At 46.0% G+C, this 24815-nt stretch carries 19 protein-coding genes; 9 read left to right on the top strand and 10 right to left on the bottom strand.

The features are described from left to right. From FGT79_RS19790 to FGT79_RS19780, 3 genes are all read left to right on the top strand, one after another. A complete protein-coding gene (locus FGT79_RS19790; RefSeq protein ID WP_138754560.1) occupies window positions 1–1509 on the top strand; it encodes an ABC transporter permease in 1509 nt (502 codons plus the stop codon). 125 nt (window positions 1510–1634) lie between these two features. Then, the gene (locus tag FGT79_RS19785) at window positions 1635–3467 is read left to right on the top strand and encodes an ABC transporter substrate-binding protein (RefSeq protein ID WP_138754559.1); all 1833 of its coding nucleotides are present in this window, start codon (window positions 1635–1637) and stop codon (window positions 3465–3467) included. 100 nt (window positions 3468–3567) lie between these two features. After that, window positions 3568–4026: a hypothetical protein gene (locus tag FGT79_RS19780; protein WP_138754558.1), complete on the top strand. Its 459-nt coding sequence runs from the start codon at window positions 3568–3570 to the stop codon at window positions 4024–4026. A gap of 160 nt (window positions 4027–4186) precedes the next feature. Here the strand turns inward: FGT79_RS19780 and FGT79_RS19775 are convergent, their stop codons facing one another. Then, the gene (locus FGT79_RS19775; RefSeq protein ID WP_138754557.1) at window positions 4187–4528 is read right to left on the bottom strand and encodes a DUF1801 domain-containing protein; all 342 of its coding nucleotides are present in this window, start codon (window positions 4526–4528) and stop codon (window positions 4187–4189) included. 207 nt (window positions 4529–4735) lie between these two features. Next, entirely contained in the window at window positions 4736–6664 is a 1929-nt protein-coding gene (locus tag FGT79_RS19770) for an ABC transporter substrate-binding protein (RefSeq protein WP_138754556.1), read from the bottom strand. A 172-nt stretch (window positions 6665–6836) separates the two neighbouring features. Between FGT79_RS19770 and FGT79_RS19765 the strand changes: the two genes are divergently transcribed. The 3 genes from FGT79_RS19765 (at window position 6837) to FGT79_RS19755 (ending at window position 11773) form a co-directional block, all read left to right on the top strand. Further along, a complete protein-coding gene (locus FGT79_RS19765) occupies window positions 6837–8477 on the top strand; it encodes an AraC family transcriptional regulator (protein WP_138754555.1) in 1641 nt (546 codons plus the stop codon). Window positions 8478–8605: 128 nt separating this feature from the next. Next, window positions 8606–9598, top strand: a complete 993-nt coding sequence (locus FGT79_RS19760) for an iron-siderophore ABC transporter substrate-binding protein (RefSeq protein WP_138754554.1) — start codon at window positions 8606–8608, stop codon at window positions 9596–9598. 240 nt (window positions 9599–9838) lie between these two features. After that, complete coding sequence (locus tag FGT79_RS19755) at window positions 9839–11773, top strand: AraC family transcriptional regulator (protein WP_246096506.1); 1935 nt, start codon at window positions 9839–9841, stop codon at window positions 11771–11773. 67 nt (window positions 11774–11840) lie between these two features. Here the strand turns inward: FGT79_RS19755 and FGT79_RS19750 are convergent, their stop codons facing one another. Both FGT79_RS19750 and FGT79_RS19745 read right to left on the bottom strand, forming a co-directional pair. Beyond that, window positions 11841–12428 (bottom strand): nitroreductase family protein, encoded by a 588-nt coding sequence (locus tag FGT79_RS19750; RefSeq protein WP_138754553.1) that lies wholly within the window; start codon window positions 12426–12428, stop codon window positions 11841–11843. A gap of 28 nt (window positions 12429–12456) precedes the next feature. Further along, window positions 12457–14427, bottom strand: coding sequence for an ABC transporter substrate-binding protein (locus FGT79_RS19745; protein ID WP_138754552.1), 1971 nt, complete (start codon window positions 14425–14427; stop codon window positions 12457–12459). A gap of 227 nt (window positions 14428–14654) precedes the next feature. Between FGT79_RS19745 and FGT79_RS19740 the strand changes: the two genes are divergently transcribed. Further along, window positions 14655–16265, top strand: a complete 1611-nt coding sequence (locus FGT79_RS19740) for a sensor domain-containing diguanylate cyclase (RefSeq protein ID WP_138754551.1) — start codon at window positions 14655–14657, stop codon at window positions 16263–16265. Window positions 16266–16370: 105 nt separating this feature from the next. On the opposite strand, the gene FGT79_RS19735 is transcribed toward FGT79_RS19740, so the two are convergent. The 3 genes from FGT79_RS19735 to FGT79_RS19725 form a co-directional block, all read right to left on the bottom strand. Beyond that, entirely contained in the window at window positions 16371–17228 is an 858-nt protein-coding gene (locus FGT79_RS19735; protein WP_138754550.1) for an aminoglycoside phosphotransferase family protein, read from the bottom strand. A gap of 256 nt (window positions 17229–17484) precedes the next feature. Then, complete coding sequence (locus FGT79_RS19730) at window positions 17485–17886, bottom strand: VOC family protein (RefSeq protein WP_171056337.1); 402 nt, start codon at window positions 17884–17886, stop codon at window positions 17485–17487. Window positions 17887–18015: 129 nt separating this feature from the next. Then, window positions 18016–18777 (bottom strand): SDR family NAD(P)-dependent oxidoreductase, encoded by a 762-nt coding sequence (locus FGT79_RS19725; protein WP_138754548.1) that lies wholly within the window; start codon window positions 18775–18777, stop codon window positions 18016–18018. 96 nt (window positions 18778–18873) lie between these two features. Between FGT79_RS19725 and FGT79_RS19720 the strand changes: the two genes are divergently transcribed. Beyond that, entirely contained in the window at window positions 18874–19251 is a 378-nt protein-coding gene (locus FGT79_RS19720; RefSeq protein WP_138754547.1) for a MerR family transcriptional regulator, read from the top strand. A 221-nt stretch (window positions 19252–19472) separates the two neighbouring features. Here FGT79_RS19720 and araA read toward each other — a convergent pair whose 3' ends face one another. Genes araA through FGT79_RS19705 form a run of 3 tightly spaced genes read right to left on the bottom strand, consistent with a single transcriptional unit; the run spans window position 19473 to window position 23254 of the window. Continuing rightward, window positions 19473–20897: an L-arabinose isomerase gene (gene araA / locus FGT79_RS19715; RefSeq protein WP_138754546.1), complete on the bottom strand. Its 1425-nt coding sequence runs from the start codon at window positions 20895–20897 to the stop codon at window positions 19473–19475. A gap of 42 nt (window positions 20898–20939) precedes the next feature. Next, window positions 20940–21635, bottom strand: a complete 696-nt coding sequence (locus FGT79_RS19710) for an L-ribulose-5-phosphate 4-epimerase (protein WP_138754545.1) — start codon at window positions 21633–21635, stop codon at window positions 20940–20942. 2 nt (window positions 21636–21637) lie between these two features. Then, a complete protein-coding gene (locus tag FGT79_RS19705) occupies window positions 21638–23254 on the bottom strand; it encodes a xylulokinase (RefSeq protein ID WP_138754544.1) in 1617 nt (538 codons plus the stop codon). Between the two features lie 413 nt (window positions 23255–23667). On the opposite strand from FGT79_RS19705, the gene FGT79_RS19700 reads away from it, so the two are divergent. Continuing rightward, window positions 23668–24759, top strand: coding sequence for a GntR family transcriptional regulator (locus tag FGT79_RS19700; RefSeq protein WP_138754543.1), 1092 nt, complete (start codon window positions 23668–23670; stop codon window positions 24757–24759). The last annotated feature ends 56 nt before the right edge of the window (window positions 24760–24815 follow it).

The following is a 24815-nucleotide window of genomic DNA, read 5'->3' as shown; positions in this document are numbered from 1 at the left end:
TTGACGAATCCGTCCATCACCAAACAAGAAGTTCAGTTCCGGCTGAAATCCAGCCAAGAATACGGCCAAGCAAGCTTCTCAGGCATCGTGTCCTTGGCTCTGGCGCTTGTCCTGCTGCTGAACAGCTACATACCAAGCACGGGAGCATTCAAGCCAGTCGTCTTAATAGCCAGTCTCACCTATTTCATATTTACACTGCTTCAACTCGCCGTTTGGTCGCTCATACGCAGAGATCTTATTCAATTCGGCGCAATTAAGCGTTCTACGAGGTTACTCGGATATGTGCTGCTTCTGAGCATCTTGTCCGCCAACCTATTTATAGCAACCGCTGCGTTTCAGCTTCTGAAGGTGAAGAAAAGCTCTGCATATACGCTATCCGTATACGCCGCACTTACAACACTTCTCGTATTCGCAGTTTCTGCATTAAATATTTTCAAACCTTACGTTGCGAACGGGTTTCTAATCGGCATGTTTCTGCTGATTATAGTCACCGTTCTCCAGCTCGCTGTCGTACTGCTCGTTGCTAAGTACGCCGATAAGCCAATTCTCCCCCGCTTTATGTGGGTGGTTGCCTTCATTCTTATTCTGACCTCAGTAAGCGGCAATTTGTTTGCGCTGTTCCTAGGGCTGCTGCTTATAGCTAAGCTCCGTGACAAGGGCCATACTTCGGGGTCTAAGCTCGGAGAGGTCGTCGAACGACTGTCACGAAGCTCGACTTCCATGCTCGGACTGCTCTTTATTCTGTTTCTGCTGACTTTGTCCATCACCAGCTATCTAACATTCGATTATGGTATGGCCATTGATAACAATTACAGCTTAATTCTACAGTCTCCGAATATGGCTTACCCACTCGGGACGGATAACTTCGGCAGAGACCTTTTCTCCCGAATCGTGTTCGGTGCACGGATATCACTAGTTGTCGGACTGATGTCTACGCTCATTCCCGTTGTGATCGGCGGCGTGCTTGGGGCCATCTCTGGTTATTACGGCCGTCATACGGACAACGTAATCATGAGAGCCTTGGACATCCTATACGCGATTCCAGGCATTCTGCTCTCTATCGCTATTATCGCAGCATTCGGTGCAAGCACCGTCAATCTGATTCTCGCACTGAGTGTCGGTGCTATTCCAACCTACGCTAGAACGATGAGAGCAAACGTCTTGCTTGTCTCTACACTTGAGTATGTCCAAGCTGCCCGAGCATTCGGCTCGAGCGACAGCGCCATTCTGTTCAAGCATATTGTGCCAAACTCCATTGCACCTATGATCGTTAAGTCTACGCTTACGATTGGTACGGCAGTCATCTCGACAAGCAGCTTGAGTTATCTAGGACTTGGCGTAGAGCCGCATATTCCCGAATGGGGCAATATCCTCAAGCTCGGCAGCGCCTATCTCGAAACGCATGCCTTTACAGCCATCTATCCTGGGCTTGCGATTATTGCGCTCGTGCTCTCGTTCAACTTCCTTGGCGACGGCTTGCGCGATGCACTAGACCCGAAACTGGACTAACTGCCTGCTTGATAAACACGTAACTCATTCATATTCTGTCGATCACTATGTTTCCATAACCTAACTGAGCGATGAATGAATGTGAGTTAAAAATAGAAAAAGAATATATATCTGGAGGGAATACCATGAAGAACAAAACCAAGTTTGGCGCTCTTATGCTGCTTAGTGCTTCCATTATGCTCAGCGGTTGCAGTGTAACGACCAAGAACGACGTCACTGAATCCCCAAAGCCTACTGAAGGAACAGAAGCTGTCGTAGATAGCGGCCCGGTAGATATTGAATTGCTCGGTATGAGCAGCAATGAGGCTGACATCAACATTATCCGCGACCAACTGTCCAAAAACGGCTTTAATGTGAAGCTGAATGTCCAAGCCGATTACGGTAGCTTCAAGTCCCAACAAGACGCAGGTAACTTCGATATCGCATTGTCCAGCTGGACAACAGTAACAGGCAATCCTGACTATGCCGTTCGCTCGCTCTTCAAAACAGGCGGCGATTACAGCATTCTTGCAGATCCAGAAATCGATGCACTAATTGATGCCGCTGGCGCTCAAACACCAGCAGAGTATACGGAGACCTACAAACAATTCGAGCAGCAGCTCGTATTCGACAAAGCTTATATTGCTCCATTATATAACTCATTGAAGGCGCAAGCGTTCAACAAAGAAGTGCTGAACAAAGATTCCGTACGCATCTCGAAGTCCCGTTCACTACCTTGGGAAGCTCTTGATTTCAATGATACATCCAAACGTGACAAGGATGCCCTTGTACTTCAATCTACAATGCCGACACTGACTTCACTTGACCCCATTAAAGGGAATGACGGCTCGATCAACATTATTAATACGAACATGAACGTTCGTCTGGTGAACCTGACGGATGATGACAAAATTACATCTGACGGCTCCCTATCCTACAACCATGCCATTGCTGATGGCAATTCAGAGTACTACTTCATTCTCAGAGACAACATTAACTTTGCTCAAATCAAAAACAAGCTGGCAGTAGATACAGGCGAACGCGTTGGCGGGGACGATGTTATCTTCTCCCTAGATCGTGCGAAGGATAAAAACTCTGTTCCTGACCACCGTACATTCACGCTTCACGAGCATATCCAGAAGGTTGAGCTCGTAACTGATGCAGCTGCACTTGACAGCGTTAAAGTATCTGGCGGCAGCGACACTGTGAAAGCTGCACTTGAGAGTGGTCTAGGCGCACCGATCTCTTCACTTGTTTCTGACAAAACGCAAGCAAGCAGCAAAGATGGCAAATACCAAGTTGTGAAGCTTACAACGACTGAGCCTTTCCCACAAGTACTGAACTATTTGGCTCACCAATCTGCCGGCATCGTTTCTAAGAAGCAAGTAGAAAGCATTAATACGTATGATGTAGCTAAATTCGACGTTAACAAAGATATTCCATACGGCGATCAGAACACCGTAACGGAAGGCAGTGCATACAACAATACGCTTTATGCAAGCGGTCCTTACATTCTATCCAGCAAAAATGATTATGAAGCTATTTTCTACAAAAACCCTGCTTACATGACAGGCACAGAAAATGAACCAAAAATCAAAAACATCAAAGTCCGCTTCATCAAAGACGCTGACAGCAGCTTGGCTGCGCTTCGCAGCGGAGAAATTCATCTTTACTACGGCGTTTCCGAGACGAAATACGATGTTGTAAAAGGCGACAGCAAGCTTGAGCTGCAAACGATCCCGAGCAACGGCGTTTCTTATCTGCTATTCAATACAAAAAACCGTCCGGTAGCAACTAGCGCTGATTTGAGAAAAGCAGTATTGTACTCCATTAATCAAGACGAAATTCTTGCCTACTACAGTGGCAACAAATTCAAAGCGATCTCTACGCTTAGCCCGCTTGTTAGCACAGGACTAGAGCTGAAAGCTGATGCTGCGAAAGTGAAAGAATTTCTTAATGCTTACAATACAAGCAAATAAATAACCGTTCATACAAGCAAGAGACTGCCACAGGCCATCCCCGATGACCCGGGCAGTCTCTTCTTCCTATCAAGCTATCCATAAGAAGGAGTGAATCGTAATGACAGCTACACAGAAACCTGAAGCAAGTCTGTCTCAGTGGGATGCCCTCATGCTGGAGTCGCTCAAAGCGCATGGCTGGTCTAATGATGAGTTGATCAACAGAGTAAACACCGGCGATTTCCCTGCGGATGAGAGCAAATTCCGCTTTGATTATTCGGCATTGACTGCCTACGCAAAAGAGAATGCAGACAGCTTCAAGCAAGCCGTACAACAAGGCTATCATATTAAGTACAACACGATACGCGGTATCCACAGCTGGATATTCGTCGCACTGAAGCAGGACGCAGAGCTGTTGCTGGACCCTGGTCACGAGGCAGTTATCGCCTCCTTGTCAGATGCTGAAGCTCGGCAGCTTGCAGCTGTTCTTTCCTTTGGCTGGCAAGTCATTCCGCAAGATGGAACGAGAAATGCGGATAGCGAAGCCTCTTCATATCGGATTGAGCCGATTCAACGCTAAAACCTATCAAGCGTAAATGGCTGAAGCCATCCTCTGGCGGCGAAGAACGTTTCTTTCCGAGAATTAGAGAGCATGTATACGCTAAGGATATACATTCCAATATTTTAAATAAAAAATCACTCCCCATCCGCGTATGAAGGCGATGGGGAGTGATTTTTTATTACAGTGTTGAAACGGCCTGACCAACAAGCGCCGATAATTGCTCAGCATCGAATGACTGTCCTTGCTTCAGCTTAATCGTCTTTCTCTCCGGCGGGCCCTCGAACAGCTCCTCCGGGAGTGTCAGACCGCTCGCATTAAAGATAGTGAAGCTTACCGCCGCCTTCGACACAGAGATCACAGCGGCATATTTCCCATTGTGCAAGAAATGGGGTTTCTTATACTGAATACGCTCCTGAACGCCAGGAACAGCACCTTGTACAATCTCACGCAGACGAGAGCTCAGATCCCGTTGCCAAGGCTCATTAATCGCTTCGATAAAATCGGTTACTTCCTGACTCATATCCCATTCTCCTTATCACAATTCTTTACGATATCCATCGTGAACCTAATGTATCGCTTCCTAATCAAATTTTACATGAATTCACAGCTATTGTGCTAGTCTATATTTCCCCTCACAGTAAACAAAAAATACAGAGAGAAGCCAGTCGCAGCCCGCCTCTCTCTGTATGCTCACCTTCATTACATCCACACTTACACGTTTACTTCGTTATTTATGCACCTTCGCTACCTGCTCGATCAGTGCATCAACTGCTTCATCTACCAGATAAGGACCATAGTTCCATTTGTCACGGGTGACGTTAATGATCCTATTTTCTTTGATCGCAGGAATCGCTTGATAGATCGGCTCTTGGAACAGTTCTGTCATCTTCGCCATCTCTTCATCCGTCATTTGTGTGAAGAAATAGTCCGCAGGCTGATTCACAAATTGCTCCATCGATAATGACGTTCCGCCGTCCGCAAACTGCTTGAACTGCTCGGGCATCTTGAAGCCATAATCCTCGTAGATCAGCTTGCCCAGCGTACCGCCTTCGCCGCCTAATAGAAACTCTCCCTCGTATAGAATGAAGGTGATGGCGGTAGTCCCCTCTTTAATATTAATGTCGATCTGGTCGCGAATCCGCTGCAGCTTCTCTTCGAACTTAGCGACCCACGCTTCAGCCTCATCCTTGCGATTCATAATATCGCCCATCGTACGAAGTGTATCGATGACGTTCGGGTCGCCACCCCATGCTACTGCAATGGTCGGCGCAATTTTCTCGTAGGATGCATAGGACTCTGGATTATGGTAATCAGGCACGATGATCAGGTCAGGTTCCAACGCAGAGATCGCCTCTGCATTGCCTAGACCGCTGCCAATGCTCACGACATCGACCATATCTTCTGGATAATGCTCCAAGGTTGCTTGATCAACGCCAACTGGTTTCAAGCCTAACGGCAGCAAATATCCGCCATATGTAACAACAACAACTTTGGTCGGGTCAGCTGGAATCTCAATCTCGCGTCCCAAAGCATCCTTATACATTCTTTTCTCGGAAGACACCGTATTCGCGGATTCATTCTTCTGCTCATTACTTGCTTGAGCAGTCGGCTGCACCTCAGCCCCAGCACCGCCGCATGCGGCTAATAACAAAGAAAGACTGAATAACAAGGTTACTGCAAAAGAAGGTTTAAATCTCAAATTCATTTCATCCACTCTCCAAGCATTATGTTGATAATGATTATCACTATTAACACTATAGCTTTCCCCTGCTTGAGGCGCAATGAACGATTCGGGCATAAAATTCGTACGAATTGAACCTTTGGGTCCCGGTCTATACATTTTGAATTGCGCTGGCGTAGCGCCGGTCTGCTTCTTGAATAGCCGGTTGAAATAATAAATATCGGTATAGCCGACACTCTCCGCTATTGTGCGGATGGGAATATCCGTTTCGATCATTAACGCTTTGGCCTTGTCCATACGTAGTTGAACCTGATATTCCATCGGGCTGTTTCCAAACTTGCGCTTGAACACCCTTGCAAGGTAATGAGTACTATAATGAAACACATTGGCCATTGTCTCCATCGGAATCGACTGCTGGTAATGCTCATGAAGGTATTGCGCGATCTGCATAGCTAGATCAGGCTCCGCAAGCTCAGCGCCCTCGAGCTGCAGCTGCCGGAATTGTTCATATGCGAATTGATAGAACAGCCCTGTCACTTGCAGCCGTTCCAGCTCTTTGCCGTTTGTCCAATAGTGATGCATTCGCTCAAGCAGCGAAAGCAAGGCAATAGGCTCGCTTGCCCGGAACGAGTATTGTCGTTTGAAGGAGGCTTGATGCTCCTCTTGGACAAGCAATACATCACTCTTCAACCTAAGCATCGGTTTATATAATATCAAATAATATTCAAATGGGCGGTTCAAGCCCCACAAGTTCAGAACGGAACCTTGACCACAGTGGAACACCTGGCAGCCTTCGGAAGACAGATTCATGCCATCCAGCTGTATGCGTGCTTCCCCCTGACTGGAAACGAGAAACGTATTCGCAGGAAGACGGTAGGAACGCAGCTCCGCCCACGGCTTCAACACAACATGCCTTATATCCCATACTCTAATGGGTGTTTGGTTCCATAAGCGGATCGTTTCTAACCATTCCATTCATACACCTCACAACTTATATCATTTATTATAAAACAAAATGCATGATATCGGCTATTTCCACTTGTCAGTTCAGTCATAGCTCCCTTAGCATTCTGCCGCCCAAAAATTGCGATGAAATGCATTGTGAGCTAGAATAATCCTTAGCTAGCAACAAGGGTGGTGAGCTTGATTGACTTCAACGAATAAGACCATAAAAACTGCAGCATACGGCTCGCTTGAAGGCATGTGCTTCAAGCTTAGAGAAGCCGAGCATATAAAGCACGAATCGAAAGAATGGAGTCTCAAGCTTCAATTTATTGAAGCGCATACGATTATATTCGCCGCAAGCGGCCATGGCATGCTAACCATCGACGGACAATTTATTGAGCTGCGGGAGGGCAGTCTATACGTGTTCTTTCCCGGTCAGCTTATTGAAGCAGCAGCACAATCGTTTGATGAACGGGGTTTTTATTTCATGCGATTCGATGTGATGAAGGATGATGGTGTTTCCTTAACTAGCAGGAGCTCGTCCGAAAAAAGCAATCACTTTCCTGTAATCGGTGAACTAATCCCGACATCCCAAGTCTCAATCGGTGCGTTGTGCGATACCATCTGTCGGTACGTGAAGGACGATGAACCTCTAAACCGCTTCCGCGCACAAATCCTTTTCCAAGAAATACTCCATACCTTGCTGCAGGATGCTCTCCTTGACCAAGAAACCGACTCGGACGCAGCGCTTGAGCATGTGAAGACTTATATCGAGCAGCACTATCAGCAGGAATTAACCATCGAGCAATTGGCTAGAGTAGCAGGAATTAGCTCCCGTCACTTCATGCGTCTATTCAAAAAAAGATATGGATGCAGCGCTATCGATTATTTGGCGGCCTACCGAATCAAGCAGGCACAGCAGTTGATGCGAACTGGCGGACAGTACCGAATCCGGGATATTGCAAGACATGTAGGCTATCAAGATGATATTTATTTCCGCCGCAAATTCAAACAAATATCAGGCCTGCCGCCAGCTGCTTTTATAAAAAACAGCAAACAAAAAATCGTAGCTTACCATTCCTTAATCATTGGAGAGCTCCTTGCCCTTCATGCCACACCAAGCGCTGCACCCGCTGATCATCCATGGACCGATTACTACCGGAGGAAGTATGAATCTAGCGCTGTTCTGCCTTTGAGTACCCTCCCATCCACCAAGATAGAACAATTACGTGCTGCCGTCCCCGATTTCATAATCGGCACAGACCTACATATATCCACCGAGGAGCAGACATTGCTGCAAGAAATCGCTCCCTCGTTTTTTGTGCCTTGGACGGGAAATGACTGGCGCACGCATTTGCGCTTAATTGCTCAGTTTCTGGGAAAAAGCTCGGTTGCGGAGACTTGGCTGGAAAACTATGAACGCAAAGCCCGCTTTGTAAGCGAACAGATCAAAGGTGTAAACAGCAATGAGCGTCTGCTCATTCTAAGGATCTCAGGTGAGCGTTACACCGCATTGGGCAGAAGAAGCATCGCCACTGTTTTTTATGATGATTTGCAGTTGAGATCTGCACGATCTGACGATCATATGCAGACAGATCAGCCGATTAGTGCTGCACAGCTTGAGGAGTTGGACGCTGATCGGCTCTTACTCCTCATCGATGAGGACCCTTTGTCGCAATCGAGCTGGCAGGCGCTTATGCTGTCCGATCAATGGCGAAGTCTGAATGCCGTCCGGGAAGGACGATTGATTTTCCTCCCCTCATACCCTTGGATCGAATATACAGCTTTTACCCATGATCTTATATTAGATGAAGTGTTGAAGCTTTGGCGGGATCGTACATAAAAAAATGTCTTTATCGTCAATATGCCGAAGTAACAATTTCAACTATACTCCTCTTATATGATAATGATTATCAATTTTAATGCGAGGTAGTCATTAATAAATTAGTTTTACAGGAGGGGCACCACAGAATGAAAAGAAATGTACGCTTACTAATGGGATTGATGCTGATCTTGTTAGTGCTGATAAGCACAGCCTGCGCAGCAGCGAAAACAGAAACGAACAACACAAATGCAACAGCTGAACCTTCCAGCCAGCCGAGCACAGAAGCGCCTGCGGCAGAGCGGGTCGTCAATAGCCTAAAAGGTGATATAACGATTCCAGCCGATCCTAAACGGGTCATTGGACTTTCCGTCGTATATCCTGAGTTTTTGTATGCACTTGGTGTTACACCAGTAGCTGTACAAAACTACCATGATGAATTCCCTTCCTATTTGGAAGAAGCCTTCAAAGATACCTTGAAGATGGGCATTGCCAAAGTGCCCAACTTTGAAGCGATTCTGGCACAAGAGCCCGATTTGATTATAGCTCCGACATGGTGGTCCGATAAGGATTATGATCAGCTATCGAAGATCGCTCCTACTATCCTTCTGCCGGAGCGTGATAACTGGAAGGATGAGCTACGAGATATTGCTGCAGTACTTGGCAAAGAAACGGTAGCAGAGAAGGTTATTACCGATTTGCAGACCAAAGAAACCGAGGCTAAGCAGAAGCTGGACACCCTTGTTGGGGACGAGACTGTTATGTACGTGATGGTTATGGACAAGGAACTCGTTATTTATGGAGAAACGATTGATCGGGGCAGCTTTATTCATAAGCAGCTTGGCTTAACTCCAGTTGAAAATTTCCCGCAAACGGAGCTTTCTCTATCTATCTCTTTGGAGAAGCTGCCCGAATACAATCCAGACCATATCATCCTGCAGCTTAATAATGAGTTCGATGATGCGATTCAGAGCCGCTATCAGGAATTATTGAACAGCACGATTTGGAAAAGCATGACTGCCGTCAAAAACAATCACGTTTATACGATGGCCGGTAAGGAATGGTTCAATTTGGGCATGTCTCCACTCGCAGACAACTATGCGATCGACGAAGTTCTACGCGTTTTTGAGAATAACAAATAATAACGAACACTTATAACAGGCACGGTTGAATTCAGACATTCGATAGAGCGGCTTTCTCAAGCTCCATCAAGGTCTGATTACGCCGTGCCTGTTTCTATATGTTGGCAGCCTTCGATTTCACGATACGCTTTGTACCAGCATCAACCTACTGAAACATGACTGTTTACGAGATTACATATCATTTATAATAGAAGAGGCCATTGTTTATTAATATGACTACGTAAATAGAAGGCAGGTTGCATGAGGATGGACATTAACGATCATATTATGCTGTGGAGCCATGCCCATTGCAGACTTGCAGATATACGCCGCATCATCCTGAAAGCTGGACAATCCGCGAGTCCCTATACCATTCCTGCTAGTGTATTTCTCATGTCTGTACGCGGAACGGCGGAGTTCAGTCTAGGTGGTACAGCCTATACTGTAGCCCGCGTTAACTTATTTCATGCAGGCAAAGGGGTGCTGCTGAATATACATGCTGGAGCAGACGGGTTCGAATATTATATCCTTTACTATAAAGCAAGCCTTGCCTCGCCCGCTCGTCCGGAATTGATTCGACTTTCAGAGAGCCTGCGTCCTTTCCAAATGACGTATAGTTTTGTCCCCGCAGTGCCTGTAGCGTTGCTGCGCTGCTTGTCCGATATGCACAACGAATGGCAGAAGGCAGGTACGCTTACGCTGCTTCGCGTAAGTGCTTTGTTCCAGCAATTTATCCATGAGCTGCTGAATCAGATACATACGCAAGGAATGCGCGAGGAGAAACGAGATCTAGCTGCGCAGATCATCTCCATTATCCATGACCGTTATGCCGAAGCACTCACTTTGGAATCTTTATCCGATAGCTTGAACTATAGCGTCCCCCATCTCTCCTCTTATTTCAAGAGCCGAACCGGTCTCTCCCCTATTGATTATTTAATTAAAGTACGCGTGGATAAAGCAGCTGCCCTGCTCCTTGAGACAGATGCCACTCTGAAAGAAATTGCAATCGGTGTAGGCTATCAAGACCCTTATTATTTGGGCAGACTCTTCAAAAAACACAAGGGATATTCGCCAACACACTTTAGGGCGAAACACTCCGCGAAGCGCAGGGCAGAAGATTGTCCTTCCCCTAGCATGAGATCCTCCATTGTCTCACCAGGTCCGCTCAGCTATACTGTTGTCAGTGATAATCATTATCAACATGAAAATGAGGGAGATCAAGCTATGTTTACAACATTCAAGCAGCCGCTGGCGGCCGTGCTGCTATTCAGCTTCATGCTGGTGCTAAGCGCGTGCGGAGCAAGTAGCGTACCTGAGGCGACAGAGCGTCCAGCTACAGAAGCTACAGAAGCACCAGCGGCCACTGAGCAGCCGAAAACGAAGCTCGTGACGACCGTTGCAGGGGAAATCGAAGTGCCGACCCATCCACAGCGGATCGTAGCAGGGGAATACTTGGGCAGTCTGATTGCGCTAGGCGTTACTCCTGTTGGTACATCCAATCATCATATTCAGAATCCTTATTTCGGAGATGCTCTGAAAGGTGTTGAGGATATTGGTGAGGGAAATGGAAATATTGAGAAAATATTGGATATGCAGCCCGACCTTATTATTATGGATGATACCTATGCCGAAATGAATGAGCAGCTTCCCAAAATAGCTCCTACGGTTGTTATTCCTTTTGCATCGCTGAAAACCGTTCACGAGGAAATCACTTATTTCGGTAAATTGCTGGGCAGAGAGCAAGAAGCGGAAGACTGGCTAGCCGATTATGATCGACGTATTGCTGAAGCCAAAGAAAAAGTGTTACAGGTTATTCCTGCGGACAGTACCTTCTCCGTTCTAGAGCTTATGGACAAAAATATATCGGCAGTCGGTGCAAACTATGGTAAAGGCGGACAACCAGTCTACAAGAGCTTTGGCTTCAAGCCGCCTGCTGTTGTAGGTCCAGAGCTCAATGATCCAGGCTGGGCCTCTCTATCCAGTGAAACACTGCCTACCTATGCGGGCGATTATATCGTGCTAACTTCTGATTCTCATTCATTGGAGGATTTGAAAAACGATCCGATTTGGAATTCGCTGGATGCGGTTAAAAATGATCGCGTATTTCTATGGGAATCCAAACGCTCCTGGTATTGGGACCCCATTGCCATTCTAAGCCAAACGGAAGAATTAGCTGATTGGCTGGTTGGACTGTAAGCTGCTTGTACACAGAAGAAAGACCGGTTTCTCAACAAGAGAATACCGGTCTTTTACTTATTTGCAATTACTGCTGCTTCTCTCCCATTGCATCACAGATGAAGGTTAATCGCTCCCTTGCCGGGGTACGCGGCCTGGGCTTCGGGATCTTATTCTGATCGAAATAGCCTAGATGAAGCGTGCCGATAATTCTCTCGCCCGGCTTCACACCTGTAAGTCTGCAGAAATCAGGGTCGAAATTGTATTCATTTGTTTTCCATACTACGCCGATTCCCTGCTCCCATGCCAGCAGCTGTATGTTCTGAATAAGCGCTGCGCCTGCCCCTACAGCATCTTCCCATACTCTTTGCCTTGGATCAGCCTCTATAACGACCAACAGATGGGCCTGCATTCGCTGGCAATAATCTTCCTGAAGCTTCTGTTCCCAGCGCTCACGTTCTTCCTGAGAGAACGTATACAACACCGCATCAGAGAATTGCTTCCTTCCCTCTTCCATAAATAAAATGAATCGCCACGGCTCTTTGCGTGAATGTACAGGTGCCCATACGGCTGCTTCCAACAAGTCCATGATTGTTTCTTTCGGAAGCGTCTTTTCATTAAACTGACGAATGGTTCTTCTTTCACGAATAAGCTTCTCTATTGCTGATGATTCCATATCGGCTGCTCCTCCCCCTCGCATCCCCTTAGCGGGTGAGCCAATTCACCGTTTCTTCGATAATTTTGCTTTGGCCGATTGGGCCGCCTGGGCCTTGGAACCATAAACCGTAGTCAGCCATATACACATGGTTGTTCTTAACAGCTTTCAGGCTTTTCCACACTGCTGTTTTCTCAATCTCACTTACCTCTGCCCCATCTGATGCTAGAAGGATAATATGGTCAGGATTAATGGACGGCAATGTTTCTAACGAGATAACCTGCATCGACTCAGTTGGGTCAGGCATAGAAGCAGGAGGCTGAAGAGCTAGATCATCATAAAGAACCTCATAGTTCCGTTTGCTATAGTACCGCACTTCTTTGTCGGATAAGCGTAGGAACATAACCGACTCGTCACCGATCGCTTGCTTAATCTTCTCACGACCTTCTGCCGCTAGCTTCTCATAGTCTGTGATAACCTGCTTGGCTTCTTCCGTCCGCTCCAGCATTTCGCCAAGTTTAAGCAAGCTCGTTTTCATTCGAATGACGCCCTGCTCATCCTTCACTTTCTCCGCAAACAAGGTAGGCGCAATTTTACTTAAATTGTCGAAAGCGTCACCCATGAAATCCTGACCTACAATAAGGTCTGGCTCTGCTGCTAATATACTTTCGAAATTGGGCTCAACCTGCCAGCCCAAATTTTCTTTGCCCTGCAAACGATCAGATAGGTACGTAGGAAATTCATCGCTGTCCTCTCCATTACTCGACGCCGCCTGCGGCACAATGCCAAGTGCAAGTAAATAATCAGTAGCAGCTGGGAACAAGGAAATAATGTGCTGAGGCTCACCTTTAATAACGGTTTCTCCCCATGCATGTTTAATGACACGTTCCTGCGCTGCTGGATGCTCGCTTGGTTGTACAGAGGCAGTTGGTTGTGCTGTATTGTTCTGTCCATTCCCGTTTGCTGTCGTAGAATTCTGTGAGGATGAACAAGCGGACAATAGGAGTGTAAGACTAAGCAATAAAAGCATGGTGACGGATTGTTTCGATTTCATAGGTATGCGTAAATCTCCTTTTTGTTTATATTGATAATGATTATCATCATTAATACGAATATAACCTCGAAGTTTACGCCTGACAATGGACAATTCTGACTTGCCCTTAGTATTATCCTGACTGGTCGGCAGGCTAATGATACTTTCCCTGAAACGACCCGGTGACACACCTACGTGCTTTTTGAATAGGCGATTGAAATAAATGACATCGGGAATACCGATCCCCTCGGCAATTGCCTGCAGAGACGCATCCGTATGCAGCAGCAGCTCCTTCGCTTTACTCATTCGAATCCCCGTTAAATAGGCGATTAGGCTGCTGCCCGTCTCTTTCTTGAACATTCTAGACAAATGTCCCGCGCTGCAGTCCAGAAGCTCTGCGAGTGGATCGACCATAATCGGCAAAGCATAGTGTTCATGAAGATAACGAACGGCTTGAGCAACGAGATTAGGCTGAATGGTCTGAATATCTTGCGTATTCAGCTGCCTCATCAATTCATTAATAAACTGATAGAATAGCGTTTTAACCTGAAATTTCGCTAGTGCATCCGTTTGACCCCAATACTGATCAATTTTTTGGACCTTGTCGTATAAGACGACAGGATAGCTTGGTATGAATGCATATTGAATATGGAAAGGCATATGCTGTCCAAGCAGGGATTGAAGCTCACGGCTGCCAGACACAGGCAGGCTTGCCCGATAAAATATTAAATAATATTCAAAATACTCTTCCGAGAGCGTAATATCTAAACATACTCCCTTGCCTCCATGCAAAACTTGCATCTTCTGAGCGGCATGCGCCTCTCCGTCCAGCGTAACTGTCGCACTTCCTCTTGTTGTATATAAAAATCCGCTCGCTGGCAATCGATAACCCTTTACTTGTTCACCAGCATGCAGTACTCTATGCCGTACATCCCATATTTTAATTGAAGCCAGATTCCAAAGTTTAACATGCTCGTCTACGTACATTGCTTCACCTTCCAGAATACCTCTACACATCAACAAGACACGCTCGCAGATGCACTATCGCCTATTTTAAAGATAATCGTTCTCATCTACAATGTATTTCTTGTTGTATCGTTCATTTACAATCTATTCGACATTAATATGAAAAATTTTTCCATTCACTTAAAAGGAATATGTAGAACCTCGTCGAATTTTAACCAGAGCCTATTTCACTCATGAGGAGTCCTACGATGCCTTCACAGCAAGAGCTTCAAACCAATAAGAAGAAAGTTGGCCTAGCCACCTTATTTTCTGGATTAGTCATCCTCTCTGTCTTACTTACGCTGACGATTCTGCTCATTGCATCCTACCAATCCAAGAAGCAAGCCTTATATGACACGACACTTAACCTGAATTTCAATAACGCAGCAAAGATGAGTCAAACGATGGATTCTTTGTTCAAATCAATGAGAAGCGGACTTCAATATACAGCGAGTATGCTGAAGAACAGCCCCGCAACAGATGAGGAAGAACTGTTCGAAACCCTTGAATTAATGCGTCTTAGCAGCAATTACTTTAACTCGGTCTTCTTAATCGATGAGACCGGACTCATACGCAGCCGCTCCCCCTATGCCGATAACATGGTTGGCACTCGAATCTCTACGGAAACAGCCTTGGAAGCAGTAGCGGTCAAAAAGCCCTATTTGTCCCAAGCCTACACAAGCGCCAGAAGCAATCGCCTCATTGTATTTATGAGCGAGCCTATCTATGATAAAAACGGTACGTATCGGGGAGTTATCGGGGGCAGTATTTATTTGCAGGAGCCTAATATTATGAATATGATATTCGGGAGCAATAATATAGATGCTGCCGGCTCCTCCTTTTACATCGTCGGATCGGACGGGCATCTCTTGTATCATCCGGACAAATCCCGTCTAGGCGAAGATATAAGTGCTAATACAGTCGTTCAGAAGCTGATGCAGGGCAAGAGTGGACAGGAGCGGTTTGTTAGCTTGACTGGCATTCCTCTTCTAGCTGGGTATTCCTATGTTCCGGAGAATGGCTGGGGAGTCGTCGTTACCTCATCCGTTAATACGATCCAAGAGCAATTAGAGCATCACATCCAACTGCTGCTCTTGAAAATGCTGCTGCCGTTTATTCTGTTATTGCTTGCCGCAATATGGCTCGCACGCAAATTGGCCCGTCCGTTCGTATCTCTTGCCGATCTCGTCAGCAGAATAGGAAAAGAAGAAGTCCAACTTCCTGAGATGAAGAATCATTGGAACAGGGAAGCCGATCTGCTGACCAAAGCGATTACGGCCGCCTTTACCGACATTAAGAAGCAGACTGAACAATTAACCCGGGATGCCATGACCGACCCTTTAACCGGATTAACAAACCGTAGAACACTTGAATCGGTAATGAATAAATGGACAAGCGAGGCAGTTGCCTATTCGATTATGGTCATGGATATTGATCGGTTCAAAAAAATAAACGATACCTACGGTCATCAGGCGGGGGACGAAGTACTCAAACAGCTTTCACAAATAATCACGTTATATGCAAAACCTGGGGATGTATGCTGCCGTTACGGGGGAGAAGAGTTTGTTATGCTCCTTGCCTTAACTACACTGGAAGACGCTTACCAAACAGCCGAGAACATTCGTCTAGCGTTAGACTCGAGTGTACTTATAGCCGGGGAACAAATCACGGTTTCCGTGGGGATCGCTCATTATCCGACCCACTCAGAGCATACTGAAGCCTTGTTCCAATTGGCTGACCAAGCGCTGTATATAGCCAAGGAAACAGGAAGAAATCGAACTATCGTTGCTGACGTGGATAGACAGCTCGAGAGCATTTGATTCGGAAGTTCATTCCCATCGTGAGCTTAATCATATTGTTCAATAGAGGATATGGATCCGCAACATCCATATCCTCTATTGTAATCGCTTGCCGAATGAATGATATTATGAAAGCTTGCTTAGTCTAGCTCTAATTTCATTGATAAGAATACTTTTTTCAGCCTCACTAATCCCATCCGCCGATAGTTTACGCGCTGCAACGGGAGCAATCCACGCGTCAATCTCTTCGTAAGTGACTCCTGTTAAACGTGTATATTCTTCAACAAATACTTTAATAATAGTCTCTCTGATTGAATCAATGTATGCCACTGCTTCATCAGGCAAATAGGACGGCAAAATGGCATAGCGAATCATTATAATATATTCAGCCAGATCTGCTTCTGGATTGCCTATGGTCGCATTCATCCAGTCAATCATGATAGCATGACCATCTTTAATCATAATATTTCCCAGGTTAGGGTCGCCATGACATAGTTGTTGTTTCATTGGGAGGCTGTCTATTAGCTTAAAGATCGTTTCTTTCTCCTCAGGCGACAAATAATTTACCCAGCCGATCGCGTTTTTTATCGTTTCTCTCTGCGACGGTACATTCACATTCGATTTGGAATGAATTTCATTCAGTATTCGGGCAGTCATTCTAATGTCGTTTTGGCTGTCCTCTTCGATATGAACTTCTTTAGATACTGCTCTTTCTAGAGCATGCTTTACAAACCGTTTCATTAGCGTGTCACCAATGATACGTTCAAAAACAATGCCCGGGCGACCATCAATCTCTACAAACTCGAATGGTTGAGGTACTGGCAATCCATTATCCCAAGCCATGTGATTATTGTGGTATTCTCTTCTCATCGCATCCATATCTGTATTCGCCCTAGCTAATTTAATAATTTTACTAGCAGTACCCCACTCGAAAACCTCGGAGCAGCCACCCTCACCAATTTTCTCACCAATCATCGCATTCATTCTGTAATCCCCCTTAACTGGATACGCTGTAACTTAACCGCTTTAAATTCCATATTTTATATAATAAGTATAAACGAACCGTTTCTTTGCCGCCATATAAAATAAAGTACTGTGGGACCAGCTATGCACGCTCAACTAACCAAATGCAATAGTAGAATGACGTAAAAAAGCACCCAATCGTCCAGTAAAGAACGATTAGGTGCACCTATTAAAAACATATAATTGGAGATAAACTCATGCTGTGTTAAATCTCTGCTTATTCCGCTGTATTGACCGCGAAGAGAGAATGGATATTGCCTTCTGGATCTGCGAAAAATCCAACTGTATGACCCCAAGACACGCTCTTTGGCTCAGTAATAGCAATGGCGCCTTTCGATACGAACTGTTCATATAGATCATAAACAGCCTTAGGAGATTGACATTCAAAGTTCAGCTCGAAAGACTGACCTTTGCGTTCTTCGATAAAGGAATGATGCATATTCGTATTGTCAGCCATTAACGGTCTGGCGCATATCGCGATGCGAACTCCCTTATTGTCGAATTCCACATAATGCCCCTCTTCGATGACTACTTTAAATCCGATGACATCTCGATAGAATGCTGCTAATGCAGATACATCGTTAGCTAGCACAGTAATACCTTCTAATCGAACCTCCATGATTCATCCCCCTATCCCAATACCCAAATTATAGCATAAGTAGTGAGCTAGAGGTTTATCTGAAATAATATCCATCATTTTCACCAACCTGATGTTATGGCTCATGGAAGGAAACAGCAGTGTCTTTCCTTAACGCCTAGCCATCGTCGCATGTTGAAAAATCGGGTCCTTCAGATGAAACTCATACGTCAGTCCGTCAACAATTCCGACAATCTTCTCACTATCGTAAAGCTCCAGCAAGAAACCTGCCATCTCTTTCGCTGTATGGTATTTGGGCACGGCACCCTTATATTCAAACTGATCGACATCCCGTGAACGCAAGACGAATTCCGTCTCTGTCGCGGCTGGTGCAAGCACCTTCGCCTGCATCGGCAATCCTTTAGCCTTCAATTCAAGCGCAAGTCCCTCTGTGAATGCACTCACATAAAACTTGGAGGCGCAGTAAGTAACAGCGTCAGCAATGACCGTGTACCCTCCACCAGACGAAATATTAATTAGCTGAGTGCCTTCTTTCGAAGCATACTCCCTTACAAATAAGGTAGATAGAATAGTCAGCGCCTCAATGTTGAGGTGAAGCAGCTGCTGGATTTTGTCCAATTTCTGCTCGCCTACTGTTGCAAAGTTGCCGAAGCCAGCGTTGTTAATCCAAGTTTCAACTTCGTATTCCTTCAAACTTTCGTAAAAAGCATAGACGTTATCGGCTACGGACAAGTCTACAGCTTGCAAGACGACCAACACATCCGGGTATTGATGTTCAATCCGAGAACGCAGCTCCTCCAGGTTTGCTTGACGCCGCGCCGCCAGAACCAAGTTTTTACCGCGAGCCGCGAATGTCAGCGCCGTTTCATATCCAATTCCCGAGCTTGCTCCTGTGATCACTGTATACTTCATCGTGTAGCCTCCTTTTTTTTCGTTGCAGTATGAATTATACTGGTTAGAGTTTACTAGAAGTCAAGCGATTTCATTATATCCAGGAGGCAGAAACTTATGTATGCCATCAGCCAGCTCTCCAAATTACTCGGTATCAGCACTTATGCGCTTCGTTACTATGAGACGGAAGGAATCGTCGCACCCGATCGCAATGCTCAAGGCGAGCGAGTGTATCGTGAAGCGGATGTGGAGTGGCTGCGATTTGTTCTCCGTCTGAAGGAAACGAAGATGTCCATTGCACAAATTAAGCAATACGCCAGGCTTGTGGCCGAAGGCGAACATACGCGTGAGGACAGACTTCAATTGCTTGAGACACATCGCACGTTCATTCGCCAGCAGTTGGAGAGCCTGACAACGACCGAACAAATGCTGGATTATAAAATTAATTTTTACCAAAGCCATATTATGAAAAAGAGCCTTCAATCACAACAGTGATTGGACATCACCTATGAGCATACAAGGTTCAACTCATGTTTTTCGGCTAGTATCCGCTATGTGAATGGTTCTTCCGATCGCTGAACTTATATCGTACTATAAAAAAACCGTTTCTTCGTAATGGGATGATCCATTTACGAAAGAAACGGTTTTTACATTTGGTTTAAGGAGGCCGCCTCACGATTGCTCCGATTCAGCTGCCTTCTCACCTTAATAACGAATTACTTAATAACAACGTATTCCAAGTTAACCAGCTTCGCATAAGTCACGATTTGGTCAGTCGTCAGGTTCAAGGAAACAACAGTATGGTGGCCGCCGCCATTCTCGATCCATGCTCTTACTCCATCTTGGAAGTTCGGCTTAACCGTCCAGAGGACACGAGCCACTGGAAGATTCGGAGCCGGAACTGTTGGCTCGAATGCAGAAACCTCGTTGATCAGCAATTTATAATGCGTGCCGAAGTCAGCCATGGATACAACGACGCCATCGCCGGCTTTACCGTCGAATACGAGACGCGCAGGGTCTTCACGATCGCCGATACCAAGCGGAGAAACAATAATGGTAGGCTTGTTGCTCGCCAAGGATGGATCTACCTCAAGCATATGAGATTGCAGGATAGCTTCTTGGCCCGCTGCCATCTCGTAAGTGTAATCTTCCATAAAGCCTGTGTTTTGATTGCGGCTCATCACTTTCAGCAAGCGATCAAGCGCTGCTGTCTTCCAGTCTCCCTCGCCAGCAAAACCGTAGCCTTGCGCCATCAGACGTTGAACAGCAAGACCTGGGAGCTGCTTCATGCCATGCAAATCCTCGAAGTTCGTTGTGAAAGCATTATAACCTTTTTCGTCCAAGAAACGTTTAATGGCGATTTCATAACTCACTTGAACTTTAACGCTCGCTTCCCAAGCCTCTTTGCTATTCGTGCCGTAGTCAAAATGATAGAGCTCCGCATACTCCGCGAACAGATCATCGATTTCCTGTTCTGTAACAGCATTCACGTATTGTACAAGGTCGCCGATACCGAAGTAATCCACAGTCCAACCGAATTGAATTTGCGCTTCAACCTTGTCCCCTTCCGTTACGCCAACATTACGCATGTTGTCGCCGAAACGGGCTACTTTGATGCTGAAGCTCTCGTTATATGCAACTGCTACGTCCATCCAATCCGCAATTTGCTGCTGCACCTCGGCACGTTCCCAGTAGCCTACGACGATTTTGTTCTGTTTCTTCAGGCGGGCATTGATGAAGCCGTATTCGCGGTCGCCGTGAGCCGCTTGGTTTAAGTTCATGAAGTCCATATCGATCGTTGCCCAAGGAATGCTTTCGTTGAACTGAGTTGCCAAATGAAGCAAAGGCTTCTGCAGCAATTTCGTACCGCGAATCCACATTTTTGCAGGCGAGAATGTGTGCATCCAAGTGATCACACCAGCTACTTCATCGCGATAGTTAACCTCTTTTAGAATGCTTGTAATTTTATCTGCGCTGACAGCCAGATCCTGCAACACAACCGGATAAGGGAGCACACCGCTGTTATTCAAAGCATCCGTCATCGTCTGTGCATGTGCTTTTACTTCTGCTAGTGCCTCTTCCCCGTACAAATGCTGCGAACCTACGACAAACCAAAATTGTTTAGCTGCTGTTACTGACATCTTATTCATCCTCTTTTCTAAGTTTTATAGTAGGTAAGGCGATTACTTCTGCCCGTAGTAGGCATCTTTCCCATGCTTCCGGAGATAGTGCTTATCCAGAATGCCTTGTGGCAATTCTTTGGCGAAATGGTTTAACTGACGCGCATACAGATTCATTTTGCATACTTCCTCCAGTACGACGCTGTTCACAACCGCCGACTTCACGTCTTTCCCCCAAGTGAAAGGCGCATGTCCCTGAAGCAAGACGGCCGGGATCGCCATGACATCCAATCCGCGTTTCTCGAACTCTTCAATAATAACGTGACCCGTCTCCGCTTCGTAGCCTCGGTCAACCTCTTCTTGGTTCAAGAACCGTGCGCAAGGTACCGCACCATAGAAGGTGTCTGCATGCGTTGTTCCCATTACAGGCACATCAAGTCCCGCTTGCGCCCAGATCGTTGCCCAGGTCGAGTGAGTATGCACGATGCCGCCAATCTGCGAATAGCGTTTGTACAATACGGCGTGAGTTGCGGTATCAGAGGATGGTCTCATCTCTCCCTCGACTACCTTACCATCGAGATCCACAACGACCATGTCGCTCGGTTTCATCTTCTCATAGCTAACTCCACTCGGCTTGATCACGAACAGGCCGCTTTCCCGATCAATGGCGCTCGCATTGCCCCAAGTAAATTTCACGAGTCCGTGCTTAGGCAAATCCAGATTCGCCTGATATACTTCTTCTTTCAATTGTTCTAACAACGTTAGTCCCTCCCGTTCTCTAGCAGATGGTCTACAGCAGCTTGTTCGATGGCAAGCCCTGCTTGATATCGTTTGATGAATACTTCGAACCCTTTCACATCTGTAGCATCCGGTTTAATCTCCTGACCTTCAGCATCTTTAAACACTTTCTGCTCAAGAAACTCATCGAGACTCTCTTCTTGATCCTTGTTGGTCATGTAGGAAGCTAGTAGCGCCATGCCCCATGCCCCGCCTTCACCGGCAGTCGACATCACTGAGATCGGTACGTTCAGCGCAGCAGCCAACGCTTTTTGACCAACAACCGGAGTTTTGAAGAGACCACCATGTGCCAAGATGCTGTCAATGGCAACCTGTTCGTTTTCGGTCAGGATATCCATTCCGAGCTTCAATGCTCCAAAAGCAGAGAATAAGTGCGTTCGCATGAAATTAGCTAGATTAAAGTTGCTTTCAGGAGAACGAACGAACAACGGTCTGCCTTTATCGATTCCCGTAATATTCTCGCCCGAGAGATAACCGTAGCTAAGCAAACCGCCACCATCCGGGTCGGCTTCCAATGCCTTATTCAACAGCACGCTGAACAATTTGCTGGAATCTGCATTGAAACCCATCGCATCTGAGAATTCACGGAACAATCCCATCCATGCGTTAAGATCACTGGAGCAGTTGTTGGCATGCACCATACCAACCGGACTGCCGTTCGGCGTCGTTACCATGTCGATCTCTGGATAAACCTTGGATAATTCTTTCTCCAATACAATCATCGCAAATACGGAAGTACCCACGGAGATATTCCCCGTACGCTTCTTGACGCTATTCGTCGCAACCATGCCTGTGCCGGCATCGCCTTCTGGTGGACAAAGCGGAATACCGAATTGCAAATCCCCGGCTGGGTCAAGAACAGCGGCACCCGCTGCCGTTAGCTCGCCAGCTTGCTCGCCTGCGAGAGACACTTTCGGAAGAATATCCTCAAGCTTCAACGAATAGCCTTTGGCTGCAATTAATTCGTCGAATTGCTTAACCATCGTTGGATGGTAATTATGAGTGGATTCATCTATAGGGAAGATGCCGGAAGCATCTCCGATGCCGATTACTTTATTACCGGTTAGCAGCCATTGAATATAGCCGGCCAACGTCGTTACGAAATCAATGCGAGGCACATGCTCCTCTTTGTTTAAAATGGCTTGGTATAAGTGGGCGATACTCCAGCGCTCAGGAATATTAAATTGGAATAATTCCGTTAGTTCCTTTGCTGCCGCGCCGGTTGTCGCATTACGCCAAGTCCGAAACGGAACTAGCAGCTCACCTGTGTTATCAAATGCCATATAGCCATGCATCATTGCTGAAAATCCGATTGAACCGACGGCCTTGAGAGTGACTCCGTAATGACGTTCCACTTCCTGCTTCAATTCACGATAGGCGGTTTGGAGCCCTGTTATAATATCCTCCTGGTTGTACGTCCAGTATCCGTCTTTCAACAGATTTTCCCACTCGAAGCTTCCCGATGCAATAGTCTCGAAACGACGATCGATCAATACCGCTTTAATCCGTGTAGATCCAAACTCGATACCCAGCGAAGTTTCACCCTTGGTTATCGCTTCTTTCCATTCGACATGACTCATGATCACGTATGTCCCCTCTCTATTCATGGTTTGTACAGAAATTACATCGCTCTTATAGCGACTGCATTTCGTAATTTAACCTAGCCGATTATCATTTCTATACTAGCCGCTTCCCGTCGGATTGATCCCCTGTTGCTGTTAATGATTCATTCCGATAGAAAGAAGGCGCTTTCTCTTACTGACAGACTTAGTATATTTTCTGTACGTACATTTGTCAATATAGTCGATTAGTTATACTAACATAAGCTAGTACCATGCCCTCAATTGTTTCTTCAAATAAAAGATCACACATAAAAAGGATACAACTTGTACGGTTATATTCACAAATATGGCTACTTCGTTTGCAATTCAAGCAATTCATGCTAGAATGTGTACGTACAACTTTTTGAACAATGATGAAAGAAGTGGATTACATGAAGCCAAAGTACCAGCTCATTATTGATGATCTCAAAACATATATCCTCTCTGGAACGTACAAAGCAGGCGAGAAGATCCCTTCGGAGCTCGCTTTGCAGGAGAGCTACAACGTAAGCCGGCAGACGGTTCGGAAGGCATTACTTGAGTTATCGAACGAGGGATTCCTGCGAAGCGAGAGGGGCTCCGGCACGTACGTCAGCAGTCAATATCGATCCAGAACAGGTACGAAGACGATGAATAAAACGATCGGCGTCATCACCACCTATATCTCGGATTATATCTTCCCCTCTATTATCCGCGGCATTGAGAGCCGATTAAATGAAGATAACTATTCCTTGCTGCTAGCCAGTACAAATAATGATATCAATCAGGAAAAAAAAGCATTAGAAATGATGCTGTCCTACGGCGTGGATGGGCTCATTATAGAACCTACTAGAAGCAATGTGTACAACCCCAATATTGCTTACTATCTGTCTTTCAAGGAGCAGGATGTTCCATTCACGATGATCAATGCCTATTATGAAGAATTGGAAGTGCCTTTCTTCTGTCTGGATGATGTACAGTCCAGCTATCTAGCAACCAGAGAGCTTATTGCCAAAGGACATACTCAGATCGGCATCATTGCCAAAATGGATGATTTGCAAGGAAAGTTTCGTATGAAGGGATTTATTAAAGCACTGGGAGAAGCTAAGCTTCGGTTCCAGCAAGAGCATGTGCTTTCTTTCGATACTTCAACAAAGTCTGATCTTTCCGCTAACTTAGAGGTATATCTGAACGATAATCGTGATGAATTGACTGCGCTTGTCTGTTATAACGATGAGGTAGGCTTGGAAGTCGTTAATGTCTGCAGAGAGCTCGGAATTTCCATTCCAGACGATCTATCCATCATTGGCCAGGACAATTCCTATATCGCCAAAAACGCCAATATTAAGCTAACGACATTGACGCACCCCCAAGAACAAATGGGTCGCGACGCAGCGGACTGGGTCATTAAAAACTTACAAGGCAAAAAAGACTTGCCCACCACCACCTACTACCAGCCTGTATTAATTGAAGGCGAAACCGTAAAACAGATTGAAGTGGAATAGCAACGGCGAAACGTAAAAGAGACTGCTCAAAAGGGATTCCTTTTTGAACAGTCTCT

Source organism: Paenibacillus sinopodophylli (assembly GCF_005930355.1).
Lineage (GTDB): Bacteria > Bacillota > Bacilli > Paenibacillales > Paenibacillaceae > Pristimantibacillus > Pristimantibacillus sinopodophylli.
This window is presented reverse-complemented; position numbering and strand designations above follow the sequence as displayed.

Bases quoted from the DNA above. Each gene is read 5' to 3' on its own strand.
- FGT79_RS19785 (WP_138754559.1), top strand. From the start codon at position 1,635: ATGAAGAACAAAACCAAGTTTGGCGCTCTTATGCTGCTTAGTGCTTCC.
- FGT79_RS19700 (WP_138754543.1), top strand. From the start codon at position 23,668: ATGAAGCCAAAGTACCAGCTCATTATTGATGATCTCAAAACATATATC.
- FGT79_RS19755 (WP_246096506.1), top strand. From the start codon at position 9,839: ATGAGGATGGACATTAACGATCATATTATGCTGTGGAGCCATGCCCAT.
- FGT79_RS19735 (WP_138754550.1), bottom strand. From the start codon at position 17,228: ATGAATGCGATGATTGGTGAGAAAATTGGTGAGGGTGGCTGCTCCGAG.
- FGT79_RS19705 (WP_138754544.1), bottom strand. From the start codon at position 23,254: ATGAGTCATGTCGAATGGAAAGAAGCGATAACCAAGGGTGAAACTTCG.
- FGT79_RS19720 (WP_138754547.1), top strand. From the start codon at position 18,874: ATGTATGCCATCAGCCAGCTCTCCAAATTACTCGGTATCAGCACTTAT.
- FGT79_RS19760 (WP_138754554.1), top strand. From the start codon at position 8,606: ATGAAAAGAAATGTACGCTTACTAATGGGATTGATGCTGATCTTGTTA.
- FGT79_RS19745 (WP_138754552.1), bottom strand. From the start codon at position 14,427: ATGTACGTAGACGAGCATGTTAAACTTTGGAATCTGGCTTCAATTAAA.
- FGT79_RS19750 (WP_138754553.1), bottom strand. From the start codon at position 12,428: ATGGAATCATCAGCAATAGAGAAGCTTATTCGTGAAAGAAGAACCATT.
- FGT79_RS19775 (WP_138754557.1), bottom strand. From the start codon at position 4,528: ATGAGTCAGGAAGTAACCGATTTTATCGAAGCGATTAATGAGCCTTGG.
- FGT79_RS19730 (WP_171056337.1), bottom strand. From the start codon at position 17,886: ATGGAGGTTCGATTAGAAGGTATTACTGTGCTAGCTAACGATGTATCT.
- araA (WP_138754546.1), bottom strand. From the start codon at position 20,897: ATGTCAGTAACAGCAGCTAAACAATTTTGGTTTGTCGTAGGTTCGCAG.
- FGT79_RS19740 (WP_138754551.1), top strand. From the start codon at position 14,655: ATGCCTTCACAGCAAGAGCTTCAAACCAATAAGAAGAAAGTTGGCCTA.
- FGT79_RS19780 (WP_138754558.1), top strand. From the start codon at position 3,568: ATGACAGCTACACAGAAACCTGAAGCAAGTCTGTCTCAGTGGGATGCC.
- FGT79_RS19770 (WP_138754556.1), bottom strand. From the start codon at position 6,664: ATGGAATGGTTAGAAACGATCCGCTTATGGAACCAAACACCCATTAGA.
- FGT79_RS19725 (WP_138754548.1), bottom strand. From the start codon at position 18,777: ATGAAGTATACAGTGATCACAGGAGCAAGCTCGGGAATTGGATATGAA.